At 58.5% G+C, this 19,967-nt stretch carries 17 protein-coding genes; 8 read left to right on the forward strand and 9 right to left on the reverse strand.

Going from position 1 to position 19,967, the window contains the following annotated elements:
- Window positions 1-39: 39 nt before the first annotated feature.
- Entirely contained in the window at window positions 40-1,044 is a 1,005-nt protein-coding gene (locus tag DXB98_RS06705; RefSeq protein WP_117640944.1) for a GGGtGRT protein, read from the reverse strand.
- 18 nt (window positions 1,045-1,062) lie between these two features.
- Window positions 1,063-1,797: an iron-sulfur cluster assembly scaffold protein gene (locus tag DXB98_RS06710; RefSeq protein ID WP_006235554.1), complete on the reverse strand. Its 735-nt coding sequence runs from the start codon at window positions 1,795-1,797 to the stop codon at window positions 1,063-1,065.
- A gap of 403 nt (window positions 1,798-2,200) precedes the next feature.
- On the opposite strand from DXB98_RS06710, the gene DXB98_RS06715 reads away from it, so the two are divergent.
- Window positions 2,201-3,001: a transposase gene (locus DXB98_RS06715; protein WP_117743578.1), complete on the forward strand. Its 801-nt coding sequence runs from the start codon at window positions 2,201-2,203 to the stop codon at window positions 2,999-3,001.
- 65 nt (window positions 3,002-3,066) lie between these two features.
- Here DXB98_RS06715 and sufU read toward each other — a convergent pair whose 3' ends face one another.
- The 5 genes from sufU to sufC are packed head-to-tail and all read right to left on the reverse strand — an operon-like array spanning window position 3,067 to window position 8,312.
- Window positions 3,067-3,501: a Fe-S cluster assembly sulfur transfer protein SufU gene (gene sufU / locus DXB98_RS06720; RefSeq protein ID WP_117736728.1), complete on the reverse strand. Its 435-nt coding sequence runs from the start codon at window positions 3,499-3,501 to the stop codon at window positions 3,067-3,069.
- Entirely contained in the window at window positions 3,494-4,819 is a 1,326-nt protein-coding gene (locus DXB98_RS06725) for an aminotransferase class V-fold PLP-dependent enzyme (RefSeq protein ID WP_199407140.1), read from the reverse strand. Before DXB98_RS06725 ends, sufU begins: the two co-directional genes overlap by 8 nt.
- Entirely contained in the window at window positions 4,816-6,087 is a 1,272-nt protein-coding gene (locus DXB98_RS06730) for a SufD family Fe-S cluster assembly protein (RefSeq protein ID WP_117743579.1), read from the reverse strand. Before DXB98_RS06730 ends, DXB98_RS06725 begins: the two co-directional genes overlap by 4 nt.
- A complete protein-coding gene (sufB, locus tag DXB98_RS06735) occupies window positions 6,087-7,499 on the reverse strand; it encodes a Fe-S cluster assembly protein SufB (RefSeq protein WP_022094821.1) in 1,413 nt (470 codons plus the stop codon). The genes DXB98_RS06730 and sufB overlap by 1 nt, the downstream gene beginning before the upstream one ends.
- Before the next feature lie 12 nt (window positions 7,500-7,511).
- Window positions 7,512-8,312: a Fe-S cluster assembly ATPase SufC gene (gene sufC, locus DXB98_RS06740; protein ID WP_117743580.1), complete on the reverse strand. Its 801-nt coding sequence runs from the start codon at window positions 8,310-8,312 to the stop codon at window positions 7,512-7,514.
- Window positions 8,313-8,536: 224 nt separating this feature from the next.
- Here sufC and DXB98_RS06745 point away from each other — a divergent pair, with 224 nt between their 5' ends.
- The 3 genes from DXB98_RS06745 to DXB98_RS06755 all read left to right on the forward strand — a co-directional run bounded on the left by DXB98_RS06745 (window position 8,537) and on the right by DXB98_RS06755 (window position 12,906).
- Window positions 8,537-8,968, forward strand: coding sequence for an Rrf2 family transcriptional regulator (locus DXB98_RS06745; RefSeq protein WP_117735619.1), 432 nt, complete (start codon window positions 8,537-8,539; stop codon window positions 8,966-8,968).
- 139 nt (window positions 8,969-9,107) lie between these two features.
- Window positions 9,108-10,907 (forward strand): hypothetical protein, encoded by a 1,800-nt coding sequence (locus DXB98_RS06750; RefSeq protein ID WP_117743581.1) that lies wholly within the window; start codon window positions 9,108-9,110, stop codon window positions 10,905-10,907.
- Window positions 10,908-11,109: 202 nt separating this feature from the next.
- Window positions 11,110-12,906 (forward strand): AAA family ATPase, encoded by a 1,797-nt coding sequence (locus tag DXB98_RS06755; RefSeq protein ID WP_117743582.1) that lies wholly within the window; start codon window positions 11,110-11,112, stop codon window positions 12,904-12,906.
- A gap of 24 nt (window positions 12,907-12,930) precedes the next feature.
- Here DXB98_RS06755 and DXB98_RS06760 read toward each other — a convergent pair whose 3' ends face one another.
- Complete coding sequence (locus DXB98_RS06760; protein WP_117743583.1) at window positions 12,931-13,950, reverse strand: glycosyltransferase; 1,020 nt, start codon at window positions 13,948-13,950, stop codon at window positions 12,931-12,933.
- A gap of 237 nt (window positions 13,951-14,187) precedes the next feature.
- Here DXB98_RS06760 and DXB98_RS06765 point away from each other — a divergent pair, with 237 nt between their 5' ends.
- Entirely contained in the window at window positions 14,188-15,528 is a 1,341-nt protein-coding gene (locus DXB98_RS06765; protein WP_117743584.1) for a hypothetical protein, read from the forward strand.
- Here the strand turns inward: DXB98_RS06765 and DXB98_RS06770 are convergent.
- Window positions 15,525-16,670 (reverse strand): acyltransferase family protein, encoded by a 1,146-nt coding sequence (locus DXB98_RS06770; RefSeq protein ID WP_117743585.1) that lies wholly within the window; start codon window positions 16,668-16,670, stop codon window positions 15,525-15,527. The two genes, DXB98_RS06765 and DXB98_RS06770, sit on opposite strands and share 4 nt — an antisense overlap.
- Before the next feature lie 112 nt (window positions 16,671-16,782).
- On the opposite strand from DXB98_RS06770, the gene DXB98_RS06775 reads away from it, so the two are divergent.
- From DXB98_RS06775 to rfbB, 3 genes are read left to right on the forward strand one after another with little or no spacing between them, the layout of a single operon-like run.
- Window positions 16,783-17,886: a glycosyltransferase family 2 protein gene (locus DXB98_RS06775; protein WP_117743586.1), complete on the forward strand. Its 1,104-nt coding sequence runs from the start codon at window positions 16,783-16,785 to the stop codon at window positions 17,884-17,886.
- Window positions 17,887-17,893: 7 nt separating this feature from the next.
- Window positions 17,894-18,922: a glycosyltransferase gene (locus DXB98_RS06780; protein WP_158553165.1), complete on the forward strand. Its 1,029-nt coding sequence runs from the start codon at window positions 17,894-17,896 to the stop codon at window positions 18,920-18,922.
- A 34-nt stretch (window positions 18,923-18,956) separates the two neighbouring features.
- Window positions 18,957-19,913 (forward strand): dTDP-glucose 4,6-dehydratase, encoded by a 957-nt coding sequence (rfbB, locus tag DXB98_RS06785; protein ID WP_117743588.1) that lies wholly within the window; start codon window positions 18,957-18,959, stop codon window positions 19,911-19,913.
- Window positions 19,914-19,967: the final 54 nt, after the last annotated feature.

Raw genomic sequence — 19,967 nt, forward strand, 5'->3', positions numbered from 1 at the left:
GCTCCAAAGCTCAACTATATGAGCATCGCGCGGGCGCGATTAGGCCTTGAGGGCCTCCTCGACGGCGACAGCGCAGGCGACGGTGGCACCGACCATGGGGTTGTTGCCCATGCCGATGAGACCCATCATGTCAACGTGCGCAGGCACGGAGGAAGAACCGGCGAACTGGGCGTCGGAGTGCATACGGCCCATGGTGTCGGTCATGCCGTAAGAGGCAGGGCCGGCGCCCATATTGTCCGGGTGCAGGGTACGGCCAGTGCCGCCACCAGAAGCGACGGAGAAGTACTTCTTGCCAGCCTCGATGCGCTCCTTCTTGTAGGTGCCAGCGACGGGGTGCTGGAAGCGCGTGGGGTTGGTGGAGTTACCGGTGATCGAGATATCGACGTTCTCGTGCCACATGATGGCAACGCCCTCGCGGACGTCGTCGGAGCCGTAGCAGTTAACGGCAGCGCGGGGACCATCGGAGTAGGGGATGGTCTCGACGACCTTGAGCTCGCCCGTGTAGTAGTCGAACTGGGTCTTCACATAGGTGAAGCCGTTGATGCGGGCGATGATCTGAGCGGCGTCCTTGCCCAGACCGTTGAGGATAACGCGCAGCGGCTTCTTGCGAGCCTTGTTGGCGTTCAGAGCCAGGCCGATAGCGCCCTCAGCGGCAGCGAAGGACTCGTGGCCGGCCAGGAAGGCGAAGCACTCGGTGTCGTCGGAGAGCAGCATAGCGCCCAGGTTGCCGTGGCCCAGACCAACCTTGCGGTCCTCGGCGACGGAGCCGGGAACGGTGAAGGCCTGGATGCCCTCGCCGATGATGGCGGCAGCCTCAGAAGCGGACTTGGCGCCACGCTTGACAGCGAGAGCGCAACCGAGGGTGTAGGCCCACTCGGCGTTCTGGAAGGCGATGGACTGGGTGTTGTTGACGATCTCACGCGGGTTGAAGCCCTTGTCGGTGCAGATCTGCAGAGCTTCCTCGAGGGAGGCGATGCCGTTGTCGGCGAGGCACTTGTTGATCTTGTCAGCGCGGCGCTCGTAACCTTCGAACGTAACAGTCATAGTTATTTCCCTCCCTTTCTACTCGTGAACCGGGAACACGCTGGCGACGGAGTGAGTCTCCTCGTCGGTGCGCGGGTCGATGTACTTGGCAGCGTTCTCCCACTGACCATAGTGGCCCATAGCGCCAGCGATGGCCTCCTCGGGGGTCTTGCCGGCCTTGACGGCGTCGGTGAACTTGCCGAGGTTCAGGAACTCGAATGCGATGATCTCGTTCTTGTCGTTGAGAGCCATGCGGGTGACGTAGCCCTGAGCGAGCTCGAGGTAACGAGCGCCCTTGGCCTTGGTGCCGAACATGGTGCCGACCTGAGAGCGAAGGCCCTTGCCGAGGTCGTCGAGGGAGGCGCCCACGGGCAGGCCGCCCTCGGAGAACGCGGTCTGGCTGCGGCCGTAAACGATTTGCAGGAAGATCTCGCGCATAGCAACGTTGATGGCGTCGCAGACGAGGTCGGTGTTGAGGGCCTCGAGGATGGTCTTACCGGGAAGGATCTCGGAAGCCATGGCGGCAGAGTGGGTCATGCCCGAGCAGCCGATGGTCTCAACGAGGGCCTCCTCGATGATGCCGTCCTTGACGTTCAGCGTGAGCTTGCAGGCGCCCTGCTGAGGTGCGCACCAACCCACACCGTGCGTAAGACCGGAGATGTCGGAAATCTCCTTAGCCTGGACCCACTTGCCCTCCTCGGGGATGGGTGCGGGGCCGTGGTATGCACCCTTGGCAACGGGGCACATGTTCTCCACTTCCTGTGAGTACTGCATGCCTCTCCTCTCTATCGTGTTGGCGTCCCGTCTGGGGGTCGTGGCTGGCGATTGCCGGGCGACCCTTCGAAAGGGACATGACATGCAGCCCCTATAATACCGCGAAATGCACGGAATATTCGGCGAACGGCTCAGTTTTCGTAGCGAGAAGTCCGGAAGTTTAAATTGAAACGGTTTAACTCTATGTTCTGTGGTCGCGAACTTCCGTAGAGGGGGTTCGTCTTGGGCAAGCTTTTGGTCAGCTCTTGTATGCGTTGCGGGGGCTGACCTGTTGCAACGGTGCCGTTCGCCGCCTATTTACCGCCTTTGGCCGCGCGAGTCCATTGTTTTGCGTGGATGTTTTGATGGCACGCTTCAATCGTGCTGTATTAGATGGCAAGCAGATCCCGGCGAAGGGAGCGCCATGCAGCGCGTTTGGAGAACGGTTACCGGCTTTTACCATGTCTGTGCCCGCGGTACGGGCAAGCAGCTCATCTTTGAGGGCGACGAAGACCGGTGGGAGTTTTTGGAACTGATGCGCGACTGCTGCCGCGAGGCGGGTGTGACGGTTATCGCCTGGTGCCTTATGGGCAATCACGTGCATCTTGTGCTTGCAGATTACGAGGACGCGATGAGCGCGGCGATGCACCGGCTGCTTTTGACGTACGCGCGGCGGTTCAATAAACGCACGGGGCGCACGGGCCATCTGTTCCAGAACCGTTTTGACCGGCGCTCGCTCGATACCGACCGTTATCTAATGGCTGCCATTCGCTATGTTCACGCTAATCCGCAGGAGGCGGGTATCGCCCTGATCGAGCGCTATCCGTGGAGCAGCTTTGCCGAGTATCTGCGAGCGTATGACAACGATATGACGAGAGGATTTTCCGACCCTTCTTGTGTGCTCGAGCTCTTTGAGTCTGCCAAGGGGTTTCTTGATTATTCTCTGTCGACGCCCGATGGTTCCGATCCGGTGATTCACGATATGGATGAGACGGAGTGGGAGCGGCGTGCGTTTGCCGACAAGATGGCGAAGCGCCTGGGCGTGCCGCTCAACGAACTCAAGACCGTAGCACCGTCGCGTCGAGACGGAATCATTTTCGTCCTGCACGATGGCGGCTACACGGTGCGCGAGATTGAACGCTATACGGGAATCAGCAAGAGTACCGTCTCTCGTATCGTGCGCGCTTATGCTCGGGTGAAGGCTCAGGCTGAGGGCTCGGAATAGACAATGGCCGAATCACTCTTGTCATGCGATTCGGCCAACATAATTCTTAAGATTTGGGACAAATACTACTGATTATTTTGTCCCGTGAGCATGCCGTCGAGGGTGCGCCAGGCGAGCTCGGCACATTTGACGCGGGCAGGCATGTGCGAGATGTCCTGGAGCTGGGCGGCCTCGTCCAGGTCTTCCAGGTCCTCCTCGGAGAGCTGCTCGCCGCGAATCATGGCGAGGAAGAGCTCTGCCAGGCGGCGAGCTTCCTCAACGGTCTCGCCGGTGATGAGGTCGGCCATGATGTCGGCGCTGGCCTGACTGATGGCGCAGCCGTGACCGGTAAACGAGGCCTCCTCGATCACGTCGTTCTCGACGCGCAGCTGCAAGGTGAGCTCGTCTCCGCAGCTGGGGTTGATGCCGTCGTGCTCGTGCGTGGGGGCATCCATCTCGTACTTATAGTCGGGGTGCGAGTTGTGCTCCATAAATGTGGTGGAGGTGTACAGATTACCCATTGAACGTGCTCCAAACGTGATGTAGGCCGGCGATGAACTTGTCGATGTCGGCCTTGTCGTTGTAGAAGGCCAAGCTGGCGCGGCAGCAGGCGAGGTTCTCGACGCCCAGCCAGGTGAGCAGCGGCTGCGCGCAGTGGTGACCGGCGCGGATGCAGACGCCGTCCATGTCCATGATGCTCGCGACGTCGTGCGGGTGGATGCCGCGGACGTTAAAGCTCACGACGCCGTGATGGTTGTCCCAATAGATGGATCCGATGATCTGGACAAAGTCGAGCTGCATGAGCTCGCCCATCAGGTAGTGCACGAGTGCCTGCTCGCGTGCCCGGATGTTTTCGTAGCCTACCGTGTTGACCAGGTAATCAAGCGCCGCGCCTGTGGCGAAGATGCCGGCGGCGTCCTGCGTACCTGCCTCGAACTTCTCGGGGACGGGCGCCCAGACGGCGTCCTGTTCGGTGACCGAATCGATCATCTCGCCGCCGGTGAGCATGGGCGGCATGGCGTTGAGCAGGTCCATCTTGCCCCACAGCACGCCAATGCCCATGGGGCCCATGGCCTTGTGCGCGCTAAAGGCAAAGAAATCAGCGCCCAGGTCGGCCACATCGACCGGCATGTGCGGCAGCGACTGCGCGCCGTCGACAACCAGATAGCCGCCGTATTTGTGCACGAGCTTGCCGAGGTTCTTGACCGGGTTCTCGACGCCCAGCACGTTAGAGACCTGACCCACGGCCAGGATCTTGGTCTTGGGACCCACCTTGGCAAGAACCTCCTCGGTGGTGAGCTGGCCGGTCTTGGTGGGGTAGAGGTAGACGAGCTTGGAGCCGGTCTCGCGGCAGACTTGCTGCCACGGAATCAGGTTGGAGTGGTGCTCCATGATAGTGATGACGACCTCGTCGCCCGGTTCGAGGACCGTGGGCGCAAAGCTCTTGGCGACCAGGTTGAGCGACTCGCTCGTGTTGCGGGTGAAGACGACCTCGTTGGCCTGGGCGGCGCCGATGAGGTCGGCGATCTGCTGGCGCACCTTTGCGATGGCGTCGGTGGCCTCGACGGACAGCGAGTACAGGCCGCGCAGGGGATTGGCGTTCATGCGCTGATAGAAGTCGCGTTCGGCGTCGAGCACACAGGCAGGGCGCTGCGCGGTGGCGGCGCTATCGAGGAAGGCGATCTCGGGGTGCTGCTGGAACAGCGGGAACTGGCCCTTGTAGGGGTTGGTCTCGATGTCCACAGTGGGCCAGCCGCGCGAAGCCTCGTCGCTGGCGTCGAGCTCCATGGGCTCGGGGGCAGTACAGGTATCGCATTTAACGTGCTCGGTGTCGATCATGCGAGCTCCTCCTCAAAGTTGTCGATCAGGTTGTTGCCCAGGCGGACGACGGCGGCGCGGGCGCGCTCGTCGGTGGCAGAAAGCACGGCGTCCTCCAGCTTGGCGCGGATGAACAGGTCCTCGGCGGCGTTTTGGTCAAGGCCGCGGCAGGCGAGGTAGAACAGCTGCTCGTCGCGGACGTGACCGATGGTAGCGCCGTGATTACCGGCGACGTCGTCCTCGTCGCAGAGGATGACGGGAACGGTCTTGTTGTCGACGCCCTTGTTGGCCAAAAGCACCGTTTCGCGCTCGGTGCCGGTTGCACCCTTGCAGCCGTGCACGAGGTCGATGGTGCCGCGGTAGACCTTCTTGGACGTGCCGGTCAGCACGCCGTTGGCGTCGATCTCGCACTCGGTCTTGCGACCGCGGTGGCGCAGCTCGTAGTTAAAATCGCGCACCTGATCGCGGGCGCCCAGGTAATCGGTATCGATGGTGACCTTGGCGGTATCGCCCAGCAGGTCGCCGGCAAGGCCGGTGGCGCTGGCGCCAGCACCCAGAACGGTGTGCTGCACGTTGACGCGCGCGCCCTCGTCCAGGAACAGGCCGGTGTCGTCGAGCGCGATCCAGCTATCGTCGAGCGTCTGCGTGCAGGCCACGTTGACGGTGGCGTACTCGTGGGCGCACACGCGTAGCACAGAACCCACGACGCCCTCGCCGGCAACGGGGGAGTCCAGGGCGATCTGCAGGTCGAGCGTCGACTGGGGACGGGCGACGACGTCGATGGCGGCGATGGCCGCGGCTGCATCGACACCGCTCACGCGCACGGTAACCGTGGCGTGCTTGTATGCGGGCACATCGATGACGACGCGCTTGGTGGCGTGCTCGGCCAGGTAGGTGTAGGCAGCCTCGCCCATGCCAGTCTCGAAGGCCTCAGCGGGGGAGAGCTCCTCCTCCAGCTTAATGGCACCGGCCTGGTAGACGGAGGTGGCGGGCACGTCGAGCTCGGTCTCGGGCGTAATGCGGGCGCGGTCGGCGGCATCACCCGGGGCGGAGGCGCGGCGCTCGGGGAAGCGCTCGGCCATGGCGTCCATGGCGGCGTCGAACGCGTCTGCCACGCCAGCAAACTGCTCGTCCAAGCCCTCAACCTCAATGGTCTCGGCGGGAGCGGCGGCAAGCTCGTCAGAGAGCTCGAGTTTGGTCTGGTTCATCTTGAGCCAACCCCAAGTGGCAGCCGGCATCGCATTGACCTGCTCAAGGGCGGTAGCAGCGGTGTTCGTGGTCTGTTTCATTATCCGATCGCTCCTTCCATCTCGAGCTTGATCAGGTTGTTCATCTCGACGGCGTACTCAAGCGGCAGCTCCTTGGAGACCGGGTTGGCAAAGCCGTTGACGATCATGGTGCGGGCCTCTTCCTCCGAGATACCGCGGCTCATCAGGTAGAACACCTTGTCGTCGCCGATGCGGCCGATGGTGGCCTCGTGGCCGATGTCGACGTTCTTGGCGCGGATGTCCATGGCCGGAATAGTGTCGGAGCGGCTCTGGTCGTCGAGCATCAGCGACTGGCAGCTCACGGTTGCCTTGGAACCCTCGGCCTTGGGTGTCGCCACAATAGAGCTGCGGAACGTTTGGATGCCGCCGCTCTTGGAGATGCCCTTGGTCTCGACGGTCGCCGAGGTCTCGGGGGCGTTGAGCACGACCTTGCAGCCGGTGTCGAGGTTCTGCCCGGCGCCGGCAAAGGTGATGCCGGTAAAGCTCGAGCGGGCGCGGCGGCCGTTGAGCACGCTCATGGGGTAGAGGTAGCCCACGTGGCTGCCGAAAGAGCCGCTGATCCACTCGATGTCGCCGTCCTCGTCCACGCGCGCACGCTTGGTGTTGAGGTTGTACATGTTCTTGGACCAGTTCTCGATGGTCGAGTAGCGCAGGTGTGCGCGCTTGCCCACAAAGAGCTCCACAGCGCCGGCATGGAGGTTTGCCACGTTGTACTTGGGTGCGGAGCAGCCCTCGATAAAGTGTAGGTCGGCGTCGTCCTCGACGATGATGAGCGTGTGCTCAAACTGGCCGGCGCCCTTGGCGTTGAGGCGGAAGTAGCTCTGCAGCGGGAAGTCGAGCTTGGTGCCCTTGGGCACGTAGACAAACGAGCCGCCCGACCACACGGCGCCGTGCAGGGCCGCAAACTTGTGGTCGGTGGGCGGGATAAGCGTCATAAACTTCTCGTGGATGAGCGGCTCCCACTGCGGGTCGTGCAGGGCCTCCTCGATGCCGGAGTAGACGATGCCCATCTTGGACGCGGTGTCCTGCATGTTGTGGTAGACGAGCTCGGAGTCGTACTGCGCGCCGACGCCTGCCAGGTAGCTACGCTCGGCCTCGGGGATACCCAGGCGCTCAAAGGTGTTCTTGATGTCGTCGGGCACCGACTCCCAGTCGTGCTTTTGGTCGGTGTTGGGCTTGACGTAGGTGACGATGTTGTCCATGTCCAGGCCCTCGATGGAGGGGCCCCACGTCGGGTCGGGGAAGCGGTTGAAGATCTCGAGGGACTTGAGGCGCAGGTCGAGCATCCACTGCGGCTCGTCCTTCTTGGCGCTGATCTCGCGCACGATGTCGGGCGTGATGCCGGCGTCAAGACGCTCGAATCCCTCCTCGCCATAGGTGAAGTCGTAGAGGCTGCGGTCAATGTCCGCGACCTCGGTGCGGTTCTTGGTCATTGCGTCGCCCCCTTACGCCTGCTGCTCGGCAGCGGCGGCCTCGGCCTGGGCGCGCTGCTCGGCGGCCTCGCGCTCGAAGGTTTCAAAGCCGTTCTTGTCGATCCAGGGGATGAGCGAGGCGTCGTCCTCGCGCACGATGCGGCCCTTGACCATAACGTGGACGCGATCGACATCCAGGTGCTCCAGGATGCGCGTGTTGTGCGTGATGATGAGCATGGAGCCGTCGCAGCTCTTGCGGTAGGCGTCCATGCCGTGGCTGACGGTGGACAGGGCGTCGACGTCCAGGCCCGAGTCGGTCTCGTCCAGGATGGCGAGCTTGGGCTGCAGCAGCAGAAGCTGGAGCATCTCGACCTTCTTCTTCTCGCCGCCCGAGAAGCCCACGCCCAGCTCGCGGTTGAGATAGGCGGTATCCATGTTGAGCTCGGCCGCGAGCTCCTTCACGCGGCGGCGGAACTCCTTGCCCTTCATCTCCAGGCCGGGGCGGCCGGCGATGCTGGCGCGCAAAAAGCTCGACAGCGGCACGCCGGGGATCTCGACCGGCGCTTGGAAGCTCAGGAACAAGCCGGCGCGCGAGCGCTTGTCGGTGGTGAGCTCGGTGATGTCCTGGCCGTCAAAGACGATACGGCCGCCGTTGACCGTGTAGACGGGGTCGCCCATGACCAGGTGGCCGAGGGTGGACTTGCCAGCGCCGTTGGGGCCCATCAGCACGTGGGTCTCGCCGGCGGCGACGTTGAGGTTGACGTTGTGGAGGATCGTCTTCTCGTCCACGGAGGCGGTGAGACCTTCGATGGAAAGCAGCGGATTTGCGCTCATGCTGTCCCTCTCTGTATATGGTGTACTCATAGGTGCACTAAACCCTAGGAATCTTCTCGGAATAAAGTTACTATGGGTTCGGCGTTAGTCAAGGGAAAACCCGACTAATCCACTCGACTTTTCAAATTCTGGGACAAAATAACCTGTTGTGTTTGTCCCACTTACTTAAGATTTGGGACAAACAAACCTGGTTATGTTGTCCCAGATGCGATGGGAGGGTAGGTATGCTCATTTCTTCCAAGGGCCGCTATGCCCTCCGGCTGATGATCTATATCGCGGCGCTCGGTGACGCCGAGGGCAAGATTGCTCTGCGCGAGGTCGCCGACCGCGAGCGCATTTCGCAGAAGTATCTGGAACAGCTGGTTCGTCCGCTTATGAAGGCTGGTCTGCTTAAGAGTGTGCGCGGCAAAGGCGGTGGCTACATGATGGCCAAGGACCCGGCCGAGGTGCGTGCTGGCGACATCCTGCGCGCTGTCGAGGGCAGCACGGCGCCCGTGGCGTGCGACGGTATCGACAACAGCTGCACCCGCAGCGATTTGTGCTCGACCGTCAAGTTCTGGCGCGGTCTGGACGACGTGATCGAAAAGTACGTCGACGGCGTAACGTTGGCCGACTTGGCTGCCGTTCCAGAAATTAACTTCGACATTAAGCTGTAGGTTGTACGCAATTCCTTAAGATTTTGCGGAGGGTTGTTGCCGTTTACCGAGGGGTTGTTGTGCAACAACGGGTGAGCTGCAATACTTAACTCTATCTTTGCAGACCGCACTTTAACTACACCAATGCAGGGAGGATCTTATGCAGCCTAAGCATTCTGCTATTGTCGCGGGCCTGACGCTGGCGCTTTCGTTTGGCGCCGTTTCCGCGCCGGCACCCGCCGCTGCCGAGGAGCCCACGCCGGGCGTTGCCTCGGATGCCACCGATATCGATAAGGGCCTTTACACCCAGCAGTCCTTCTCGGGCGTGCTGAGGTCGGTTCAGGGCGTTTCGTTTGTCAACGTGACCGCCGAGATGAAGTACTTTACCAAATATGAGAGCCACGGTAATTATAACCAGGGCTTTTCGTATGGCGATGGCTATAACGCGCTGGGCTATTACCAGTTCGACCGTCGCTGGTCGCTCATTCCGTTTATGAAGCAGGTCTACAACTACAGCCCCGAAAAATACAGCATGCTCAAGGATGCGATTGATCGCGGCAGCGAGATTTCCAACGCGAGCAATGCCATGTACGAGAACGGCCAGCTCACCGAGCTGGGCCATATCGCGCAAGATGCCTTCCAAGGTGCGTACAACACCGATCCTGTTGAGTTCTCAGCACTTCAAGATGCCTATGCGTACAACTCGTACTATGCGGTGACCGAGGCGTGGCTCAAGAGCGGCTTGGGCATTGATGTTTCGGGCCGCGCCGATTGCGTTAAGGGCATGGTGTGGAGTATCACCAACATGTGCGGCACCGGTGGTTGCAGGGACTTCTTCCGCTGGGCAAACCTTTCTAACAGTATGACCGATCGCGAGTTTGTGACGGCGCTTTCCAACAGCGTGGTCAACAATGTCGCCACCAAGTATTCGAGCCAGCCCCAGTATCATGAGGGCTGGAAGAATCGTTATAAGAATGAGCTGAAGGACTGCTTGGTTTATATCGCTGAGGACGAGGCTGCCGCTGCGACGCCCGTGCAGCCCGAGCCTACGCCGGCGCCCTCGCCGACACCTGATTCGAATGACGACTCGAGTGACGATGCCAACGATGACAGGATGGACGCGCCCTCGACCGATACTGACGGTGATGGTTCTGCTGGTGGTACTACCGACGACGGCTCTACCTCGAACGGCTCCGATTCGAACGGCTCTGCTGCGGGCGATTCGTCTTCAAGCTCTGCCGGCAATACGGACAGCGACGCTTCTGGTTCGACCGACGCTGACACCTCTGACTCATCCACCGGATCGAGTGATTCGTCCGCTGACACCGGCTCTAACAACGGCTCTGGCTCTGCCGCAACCCCTGATTCCGATGCTTCCAAGGACGACTCGAATAAGGCGCCGGACACTCCCGTTGCTTCGCCGGACAAGAAGCCTTCTTTCTCCGTGCAGCTTGGTTCTACGCTGGGCTCTTCGCTGATGGCTGGTGTCAATAACGGCTCGACCCAGAACAAGGACAACTCTGATCAGGTTTCCACGGAAAAGACCGAGGCCGCAAAGGGCGACTCCAAGGATGAGGCTTCCGAGAAGACCGTATCCGATAAGGGTTCTAGCTCGGAGGAGAAGGACGACAAGTCCACTCAGAAGAAGGACAAGAGCAAAACCGAGGGCGAAAAGAAAAAGACCGAGGACGAAAAGAAACAGTCCGAAGACGACGACAAGAGCGGTGCTGACAACCAGGATCAGGAGCAAAATGACTCCAAAACGGTGACCACCACGACCACGACGACTACAACGACCAAGTCATCTGGCGGCAACATGCCCAAGACGGGCGATCTGATTGTGATGGCGAGCCTTGCCAGCGCGAGCTTGGCCACACTGGGCGCTACGTCTATCGTAAGTGGTAAGCATAAGCTCGATCAGCAGAAGAAAGCTTCTGGAGAGGACGACTCTGAGGAGTAGGCTCTCAGTTGCCAGATAACTAAATAGTCGGGACGGGGTCCGGTGCGAATGCATCGGGCCCCGTTTTGTTGTGCAACGATTAGTTGTGCCCCCTCACACCTCTTGTTGCTACCGTTGCCCGATATGTTTGCGTGGCGACATCAATACGTGCTAAGCGGTCATTACAATTGGCATCGTGCTGCGATTTGGGGGGAACGTTTTGGTGTCTGAACAGGCAAATGTTGATTGTGCTGCTGCCTTTGGCGTGCGCTTGATCGGCTGTGCCGACGATGCGGTTTTGCCCATTGGCATGCACGACTATGCGGAGGCCCTTGGTTGCTGCATGCTGGTTGACAAGACCATGTTTATTGCCGATGTGTTGGACTGCGACGCGTCCGTTGTGGTGTGCTGTCGACCCGAGGGTTTTGGCAAGAGCATGAACTTGTCGATGCTCAGGGCTTTTCTGGAGCGTCCGGCGGTCGGTCGCGCCGGTCGGATCTCGTTTGCCAATGCTCAGATTTGGGATGCAGACGGTGGGCGCTATCGGGATGAATATGCTTGCTATCCGGTGATATCGCTGGACTTTTCTGGCGCTGCGAGGCGTGGTGCCGCTATTGCCAACGTCGTGCGCGATGCCCTTTCGGGCGAGTGCGCTCGCTTGTTGGCGCTCTTGGAGGCTCCTGATTTAGCTCGAGATAAGGTGCGTCACATCGAACGTGTTGCGCGTGGCGTGGCGAGCGCGGACGAGGTTGACTCGGTGCTCGGTGTGCTCATTGAACTGCTGGAGATGGCCTGCGATGAGCAGGTTGTATTGCTCGTTGATGGGTACGATGCGGCGTGGTCTCGCCGTGCGAGCGCGAGGGACGCTTCCGACGCCGATCCGGCAGGGCTATTCGATCGCGTGCTGTTCGACGCCATTGCCACTGCGCGCGATTCGTTGCGGCTGACGTGTCTGATGGGGGAGTGTCCCGGTCCTGCCGAAGCGGCGCTTTCTTCGCGCGGCTGCTCGTATTGTCTGTCGACGCCGCTTTTGACGTGGTGTGACCGTTGGTTCGGCTTTTCGGATGCCGAGGTCCAGGCTCTGTTGAATCATGCTGGGCGCGAGGAATACCTGGATGATGCGCGTGAATGGCTCGAGGGGTATCGGTTTGGCAGGGCCTATTGCTCGAGTCCAGAGCGTGTGATTGGGTTTTTGGACCGAGGCTGCACGGCGCCCGTGCGTGCCGATCTTTATGGATATGCCGATTGCCTGAGTAGAGTAGTTGCCGGGTGGAATCTCGACCGCCTTTCGGTCTTGTTTGATTTGCTCGAGGCCCATGGATGCGTTGAGGTCCCGTTTTGTTTGGGCACTGCAGAGCCAGATGTCTCGCCTGACGATAGCATGTGGACAGCGCTGTATCTGTCCGGTTTTCTCACGACGGATATGACTGAGGAGCCAGAACATGGCAATCGCTTCCGTGCCTTGCGGTTGCCCAATAACGAGCTTCGCCAGGCCTTGCGTCTAGTGATTGTTGAGTGGTTTGAGTGCGCTGCCGAAGACATTCGAGACGTCGATGCGTTTCGCGACGGGTTGTGCTGTGGGGACGAGGATACCGTGAGGCGGGCGCTAAGCCGCATCCTGGGAGATTCGGGAATCGGTGGGACCGACCCAGATACGCCGCTGCCATATCATCTACTCTTGCAAGGACTCTGCTTTGGATTGCCGGGCTATGCCAATCCTGCTTCGAGGCGAAAGTGTGGCGCGGGTCGCTGGGACATCCAGGTTTTTCCTACGGGCGCTGTGTTCGACGTAGCAGATACGATTGGCATGCTGGACGAGCGCCCGCTTATAACGATCAATATGATGTATGACCCCGATGTGGATGCGCTGGGGTTGGAATTGCTGGCCGTGCAGTCGCTACTCGACATAGAGCGCGACGGCATCGACGAAATCCGTGTACCGCGCCCCGGCGTGGGTCGCATGCGCTGGGGGTTCGGTTTTGATGGGCAGCATGTGGCTACGGTGTGCCAGCGGCTTTAAGCGCTGAGATGTTTCCGGCTTCCGTTACTTGGTGGCCTTCATGGGCGGCATGGGCTTCCAGTTGGGGTCCTTGATGATCTTGCGGGCGTCCTTCATGCCACGGCGCAGCGCCGGAATACCGGTCTTAAAGCACTTGTCGACCGCTGCCAGGCGAATGAACTCCTTGCAGAAGGTCGCGGCATTGCCCAGGCGGAACAGCATGGGGCGGTAGTCACCGTAGATCTGCATATAGCGAGCGAGGAAGCCTCGGTTGCGCATGATGTAGTAGCGGTTGGTGTCGCTCGTGGAGTTGAGCTGTCGTTTGCCGGCGATGTCCCAGTTGGAGACGGCGCGGGCGCGCTTGAGCACCACGTCGGCGACCACGGCGGCGGGGAAGTGCTGGCTGGCAACATAGCCGTAGCAGGCATCGTCGCCGTAGATGAAAAAGCGCGCGTCGGGCAGGCCGATCTTGTCGACTACGCGACGCGAGAACAGGCCGCCCTCAAAGCACAACTGGTTCATGGGGCGGTAGCCCTCGGGGCCCAGGTCCCACTTGGCGATGGGGTTGGGGATACCAAGCGAAAGGATCAGTTGGTACTGCCAAAAGAACGCGCCGCCGTCGAAGTCCAGGCGCGAACCCTGGATAACGTCGTAGCGGTCCGTCCACTTGGCCAGGCGCTCAATACCCTCGGGGATTACGAGCACATCGTCGTCCATCACCCAGAACCACTGAGCGCCCAGGTCGTAGGCGCACTTGGTGCCGGCGGAGAAGCCACCTGCGCCGCCTCCGTTTTCAAGCTGCGGCGCGTAGATAACGCGGTCGGTTCCGCCCTGCGCGTCGGGCTGCTCGGTGTCGATGCCCCACAGGTTGGCCAGGCGCTCGTTGAATGCGGTGCACATGGCCTCGGTCTCGCGCGAATTCTCGTTATCGACAATCACGATGCGCCAGGGCGTTGCCGTGAGCTCGGTCATGGAGTCGAACAAGTTGGCCAGGAGTTCCTGGCGCTTGTACGTAACGACGACGATGGCGAGCTTATCGATGGGAGCGGGAAGGGTTGAAGTCATGAACGAGAATATCCTTTCGCGTGGGCAGCATATCGGCCCTGCGGAATAAACAACGTGTCCCATGGGACACGACTATTGTAAGCGTAGGCGGGCGCCCGCGGGTAATGTTCCGCTAATCACCAAGAACGTTTGCTACAAGCCTGATTGACGTGTGCGCGTGGCGAGATTGCAAGCGCGCATTGTGGTATTACATAGGTGCCGATTCCTGTGGACGCAATCTTTCTGTTTGGATGACCCGTGAATAAAACTCGTTTAGCCTCCTTTGCCGATAGCCTTCCCATCAAGGCCATGTTGCTGTTTTTGGTTCTTCAGGTCGCATTTGTCTTGAGCAATACGGTGGCAAATTGTCTTCCGCGGTTCGTTATCGAGTCGCATGCGCAGGGTTCGGAGTCCTCGGCCCTATTGTCTGACATGTATGTCTACGACCACCGTGTTGCAACTGGTCCCGTTTGCTTTGATAACAATCGCTTTATCATTGAAGTCGCACAGCAAAAGGACCAGGGTTCTCCGTTTGAGACGATGGCTGTTGCCGAGATTGATGACGTTACGAAATCCATCGGGATTACGCATCAGCAGTACTACCGGTATTGGCATGGATGGCAGCTGCTTTCGAATCTCTGCCTGTTTATTGGCGGTATCGACGTTGTCGTGGCGCCCGCAGCTGCTCTGGCGATTGCCGGCTCCGCTTGCGCTTACGTTGCCTTGCGGAAGCGGTTTTCAAAGCCATTGACGTTGGGTTTCCTTGCAATCCTGTTGTTCTCGACCAATCTGTTTTTCAATTTTATCGGTGATCTGCTGCTATGCATCTCGTTCTTTGTGGCGCTCATCATGATGTCTTGCATGAGCCTTCGTTTGGATTCGGCTCCAAACGCACGGCTTTTCACAAGCCGCCTTGTCCTTTGGTCGATAGCGACGGGCGCCGTGTTTTCGTTTCTTGACTTTTTAACGATTCCTGCCGCAGTTGTCGCCCTGTATTGCTTTTTCGCCTTCATTGCGCTCCCCGAGGGTGAGCGCCCCAAGCGCTGCGTTGCCACGATGCTGCAGGCGCTCTTTGGGTTTGGGCTTTCGTTTGTGTTTACCTGGGCGATGAAATGGGCTGTCGCGGCATTTGTGCTGGGCTGGGACGAGGTCTTTTCGAACGTTCTGGGCGAGATGGGTCTTTGGTCTGCGCATGGGACTTCGTCACTGTTGCCCCAAGCTGACTGGCCTCAGATTTTGAAAGAGTTTTATTGCATGAGCCCGCAACTGTTTGCCATTTGCTCAACTGCTGGTTATGCGATGATCTCGAACGTCGTTTGTCTTGTTTCGTTTGCTGTTGTATTGGTGCTCTGGATTGCCGTACTCGTATGCTCAATACGGGGTGGCGCGCAAGACGGTCGTCGTCGCAAAGTGTTGATCCAGTCACTGCTCATGGCGCTGCCTCTGGTGGTTGTTCTGGCCTATTTCGTTGTTATGCATGACCATGCGATTGTTCATATTCCTGTATTTGGCTGCAAGAACTGGGCGATTGTCTTTGCGATTCTATTTGCTTCGGGTGTTAGCGCACTTCGTGGCTTGCGGAGTCGGAAGGCTGCTTAGCTGTTCATGCGAGCCTTGATGGCCTCGACTACGGTCCTGCGTACGATATCCATGAGGAGCAGGGCAAGCGCGAGGCAAAGGCTCATAAGGATTCCGAGCAACATGGCGGCGGCTGGACGGGGCTCTCCCGTTTGGATGCCTGTCGCCATGGTGTAGATTGCATTGTCGAAGATGGGTCGCCAGACATTACAGGTAAATGATTGTACGGCGTAGAAAGCGAGCGTTCCTGCGGCGAGAGACACGATTGTCTTATCTGCGGCTGAGGTTTCGTGGCGCGGCTGATGGAGCGCTGCGGCGGCAACGGATGCGGCGGCCAAGATAAAGGATATGACGGACGTGGACTTGTAAGAGATCATCCAGAGCGCGTCGTACTGGCTATTTGCCGATAGCAGAAGCTCGAGCGCGATGGTGGCGGCAATGAGTCCAATGAGTACGATCTTGGATTTTTGAGCGCCGGATGCGTTGCCGTGGCATTCGAGGACAAAGCGCATTTCTCCGGCTGCAATAAACGCGACCAGGTAAGTAACGGCGCTCATGAGCTTGCGCCACAAAACGATACCGGCCGCTTCGTTTGCCGTCGCTGCAATGTAGCAGTTGATTCCAAATGTTGCGAGCACGAGAAGTGCTACGACAAACGGGGCCCTTTTGCTGCCGATCCGCTGTCGTATCAGCGCAATCACTGGGACGAGCAATACGGAGGCGGCGTAGACCCAGATAAACTCGATGCCCAACGTGAGCCAGCCGATCTCGTGTAGTGAGATTTCGGGCAGGGGATAGACGTACATCGAGACAAGCAGGCACGCGGTGCAATAAAAGAGCGTTGGCAAGAAGATCTTCTTTAACCGCATAAACGATTTACGAGCGAGGTCCAGCGCGGACGAACCGTTTTGGAGGGCGCGTACCGCCGAGGGAATAAGGAAGTACCCCGAGATCATAAAGAAGACCTCGTTGGCCCAGCAGCCCAGCAGGTTGATAAAGCCGAGCGCGCCGGAGTAGGGGAACATCGCAAGTGGGGCATATTCCACGGCGCCGACGCAGACGGCTTGGAAGGTCCACTGAAACGTGTGGAATATCGCAATCCCGGCGACCGCGACCAAGCGCAGCGCTTCGATGGATATGTTGCGTGCGGCTTTGGGCTGCATGACGTCCTTTCGTATCGGTTTGCCTCTGCGAGCTCCATAGATTATATAAACGCCCGCTGCCGCGCTGACCCTTTGATACCATGAAACGACAGGTATTTCCTAAGGAGCACATTTGTCTACTAACGCCTCTGGCAGCCCTGTTCTGTCGCTGCTTATTCCCATTTACAATGTTCAGCGCTACCTGCGCGAGTGTCTCGATTCCGCCTTGGCGCAGACGCTCAAGGATATTGAGATCATCTGCATCAACGACGGGTCGACCGACAACTCGCCGGCGATTATCCGCGAGTATATGGAGCGCGATGAGCGCGTCAAGATGATCGACAAGGCCAACAGCGGCTACGGCGACTCGATGAACCACGGTCTGGAGATGGCGCGTGGCAAGTACGTTGGCATCTTGGAGTCCGATGATTTTATGGCGCCCGATGCGCTGGAGAAGCTCGTGGCAGCTGCCGAGCGTTTCAATACCGACTTTGCAAAGGCGAATTTTGATCTGTATTGGTCGAAGCCGGAGGAGCGCCGAGAGCTGATGGAGCTCTTTAAAGCTAAGAACTGCGGCAAGCCGGTTCACCCGAGCGACACCGTCGATGCCTTTTCGCTTAAGCCATCGATTTGGTCTGCGGTGTATCGTCGAGACTTCTTGAACCGTAATACCATTCGTTTCTTGCCGACGCCTGGCGCTGCGTTTCAGGACGCCTCGTTTACCTATAAGGTGTTTGCCCTTGCCGATACCGCGGTTTACCTGCATGATTCCGTGCTTTCATATCGTCAGGATAACGAGGGTTCTTCGGTCAATTCGCCTAATAAAGTTCATTGCGTTAACGATGAGTATGCCGAGATTCATCGCTGGATTGTTGAGGATTACGCCGAGTCGCATTCTTCGCAGGACGTTGCCAAGCTGCTTAGGTTTGCAAATATCATTAAATACGATTCGTATATGTGGAGCTACATTCGCCTGAATCCCAAGTTTTACGCTGAGTTTTTGGACCGTATGGCCCAGGAGTTTCATGGGGCGCTTGAGGCCCATGAGTTTGAGTTAACAGACCTTAAGCCGTGGAAGCGCGCAAACTTGAAGGCTATTGTCGACGATCCGCAAAAGTGGCTGGCAGAGTCTTCGGACTTTGCCAGTGCCGGCGCGATGGGTCGCGCGAAGCATTATGCGCGCATCGGCGGCCCGGGCGTGGTTGCCGCATTCGTCCTGGATGCAATTAAGAAGTAGGGAAATTATGGCAAACCCGAAGGTCTCATTTATCGTCCCCGTTTATAACACCCAGGAATTCTTACCTCGTTGTCTTGACTCCCTTTTGGGGCAGACCTGTCTGGATATTGAGATCGTGGTTGTTAACGACGGATCGCCTGATGACTCTGCTGCGATTATTGACAAGTATGCATGCAAGGACTCCCGGGTGTGTGTTGTCGAGAAATCTAACGGCGGACTGTCGTCTGCCCGTAATGCGGGCATGGATGTCGCGTGCGGCGACATTATCGACTTCGTCGATTCGGACGATTACATCGAGCCAAATCTTGCCGAGTTCTTGGTCGATGCATTTGCTAAGGAGCATCCCGAGATTGTTGTGTTTGGAGCCGAGTGCGAGCCTGCCGAGTTGGCCTCTAAGCGCATCAAGCAATTACTTTCTCCTGAAGCGCGCGCATTTGAGTCATTTGATCCGGCTCTGCTGTTTTCTGTGAATGCGCAGCCCTATGTCTGGCGTGCGGCATACTCTCGCGAGCTGGTTGAGCGTGAGTATCTGCGTTTTGCCGAAAATGTCCAGTTTGCCGAGGACGTTGTATTTCAGTTTGAATCGTATCCGCTGTCTGCCAAGACGGTCGTTGCGCCTGACAAGCTGTATCACTACGTGATGCAAGGGAAATCGCTGACGCATACGTTCAATGCGGGCGCCAAGCGCATGGATAAGGTCGGTGCCCATTTACTGGTGCTTTACGAAGTGCTGGAGCGCTGGGGTAGGCGAGGTCTTTTAGACCTGTGCCCCGGAGAGCTTGTCACGTGGTTCTTGGATTTGGTCGTGTTTGACCTTGCACGATTGGATGTCGAGAATTATGCCGCGGCTGTTGCGAGCGTTAAAGGCGAGTTCTGGCAGTACTTTGGTTCCAGCTGGACGGATCTTCCTTCTGCTATTGCCGTGCGCAACGTGGCAAGAAAAATCGCAGCTGGCGCGGGCGTTTCTCTCATCGATGTCGTTCGCCTCTATCTGTCGACCCGTGGGCTGAAGGCTTGCATCGAGCGGTTTGTTTAGGGGTCAACTATCATGGCTTGGGAGTGCTGCGCGTATGGGATCTGATTATAAGAACATCCTGGTTACGGGTGGTTGTGGTTTTTGCGGTTCGGCGTTTATCCGCTATGTTGTGAACAACGTTCCGAATGTGCGTGTCACCATCTTGGATAAGCTGACCTATGCCGCTAATCCTGGTAGCATTGCTGGGATTCCGGAGGACAGGGTTAAGCTTGCTGTTGGTGACATCTGCGATTCGGATTTGCTTGGTCAAGTGGTTCCCGGGCACGATGCAATCGTTCATTATGCTGCGGAGTCTCACAACGACAATTCAATCATCGATCCAGAGCCTTTTGTAAAGACGAACATTGAAGGCACATATCGGCTGTTGGAGACCGCTCGTAAGCATCAAGTTAGGTTTCATCACATTTCGACCGATGAGGTGTTTGGAGACCTGGCGCTTGATGATCCGCGTAGATTTACCGAGGAGTTTCCTTATCGACCGAGTAGCCCCTATTCAAGCTCCAAGGCGGCATCTGACATGCTTGTGAGAGCTTGGATTCGCACCTATGGTCTGCAGGCAACAATTTCTAATTGCTGTAATAACTATGGTCCATATCAGCACCCCGAGAAGTTCATTCCGCATTCGATTGCATGCGTCCGGCGCGGGGAGCGTCCCAAATTGTACGGGGACGGTCTGAACGTACGCGATTGGATTCATGTCGATGACCACGCTCGCGCCGTTTGGCTCATCTTGACCAAAGGGAAGATCGGGGAGACCTATCTTGTCGGAGCCAATTGCGAGCGCAGCAATCTCGAAGTTCTCAAGCTCATTCTTAAAGCAATGGGCAAAGACGAAGACTTTATTGACTGGGTTAAGGACCGTCCCGGCCATGATCGACGATACGCCATAGACGCTAGCAAGCTCCGCCGCGAGCTTGGTTGGGCGCCGATCCATGGTGACTTTGCAGCAGAGATTTCGCGATTGTGCCACAGCAACATGCTTTTAACCTGATTAGCCTTTCGGGGTTAAGCTGTCGCTGCTCACGAATCTCTCGACGATGGGGCG

The sequence above is a fragment of the Collinsella sp. OM07-12 genome, from assembly GCF_003438275.1.
Taxonomy (GTDB): domain Bacteria; phylum Actinomycetota; class Coriobacteriia; order Coriobacteriales; family Coriobacteriaceae; genus Collinsella.

Coding starts and splice junctions, on each gene's coding strand:
- DXB98_RS06705 (WP_117640944.1), bottom strand. CDS start 1,044: ATGACTGTTACGTTCGAAGGTTACGAGCGCCGCGCTGACAAGATCAAC.
- DXB98_RS06710 (WP_006235554.1), bottom strand. CDS start 1,797: ATGCAGTACTCACAGGAAGTGGAGAACATGTGCCCCGTTGCCAAGGGT.
- DXB98_RS06715 (WP_117743578.1), top strand. CDS start 2,201: ATGCAGCGCGTTTGGAGAACGGTTACCGGCTTTTACCATGTCTGTGCC.
- sufU (WP_117736728.1), bottom strand. CDS start 3,501: ATGGGTAATCTGTACACCTCCACCACATTTATGGAGCACAACTCGCAC.
- DXB98_RS06725 (WP_199407140.1), bottom strand. CDS start 4,819: ATGATCGACACCGAGCACGTTAAATGCGATACCTGTACTGCCCCCGAG.
- DXB98_RS06730 (WP_117743579.1), bottom strand. CDS start 6,087: ATGAAACAGACCACGAACACCGCTGCTACCGCCCTTGAGCAGGTCAAT.
- sufB (WP_022094821.1), bottom strand. CDS start 7,499: ATGACCAAGAACCGCACCGAGGTCGCGGACATTGACCGCAGCCTCTAC.
- sufC (WP_117743580.1), bottom strand. CDS start 8,312: ATGAGCGCAAATCCGCTGCTTTCCATCGAAGGTCTCACCGCCTCCGTG.
- DXB98_RS06745 (WP_117735619.1), top strand. CDS start 8,537: ATGCTCATTTCTTCCAAGGGCCGCTATGCCCTCCGGCTGATGATCTAT.
- DXB98_RS06750 (WP_117743581.1), top strand. CDS start 9,108: ATGCAGCCTAAGCATTCTGCTATTGTCGCGGGCCTGACGCTGGCGCTT.
- DXB98_RS06760 (WP_117743583.1), bottom strand. CDS start 13,950: ATGACTTCAACCCTTCCCGCTCCCATCGATAAGCTCGCCATCGTCGTC.
- DXB98_RS06770 (WP_117743585.1), bottom strand. CDS start 16,670: ATGCAGCCCAAAGCCGCACGCAACATATCCATCGAAGCGCTGCGCTTG.
- DXB98_RS06780 (WP_158553165.1), top strand. CDS start 17,894: ATGGCAAACCCGAAGGTCTCATTTATCGTCCCCGTTTATAACACCCAG.
- rfbB (WP_117743588.1), top strand. CDS start 18,957: ATGGGATCTGATTATAAGAACATCCTGGTTACGGGTGGTTGTGGTTTT.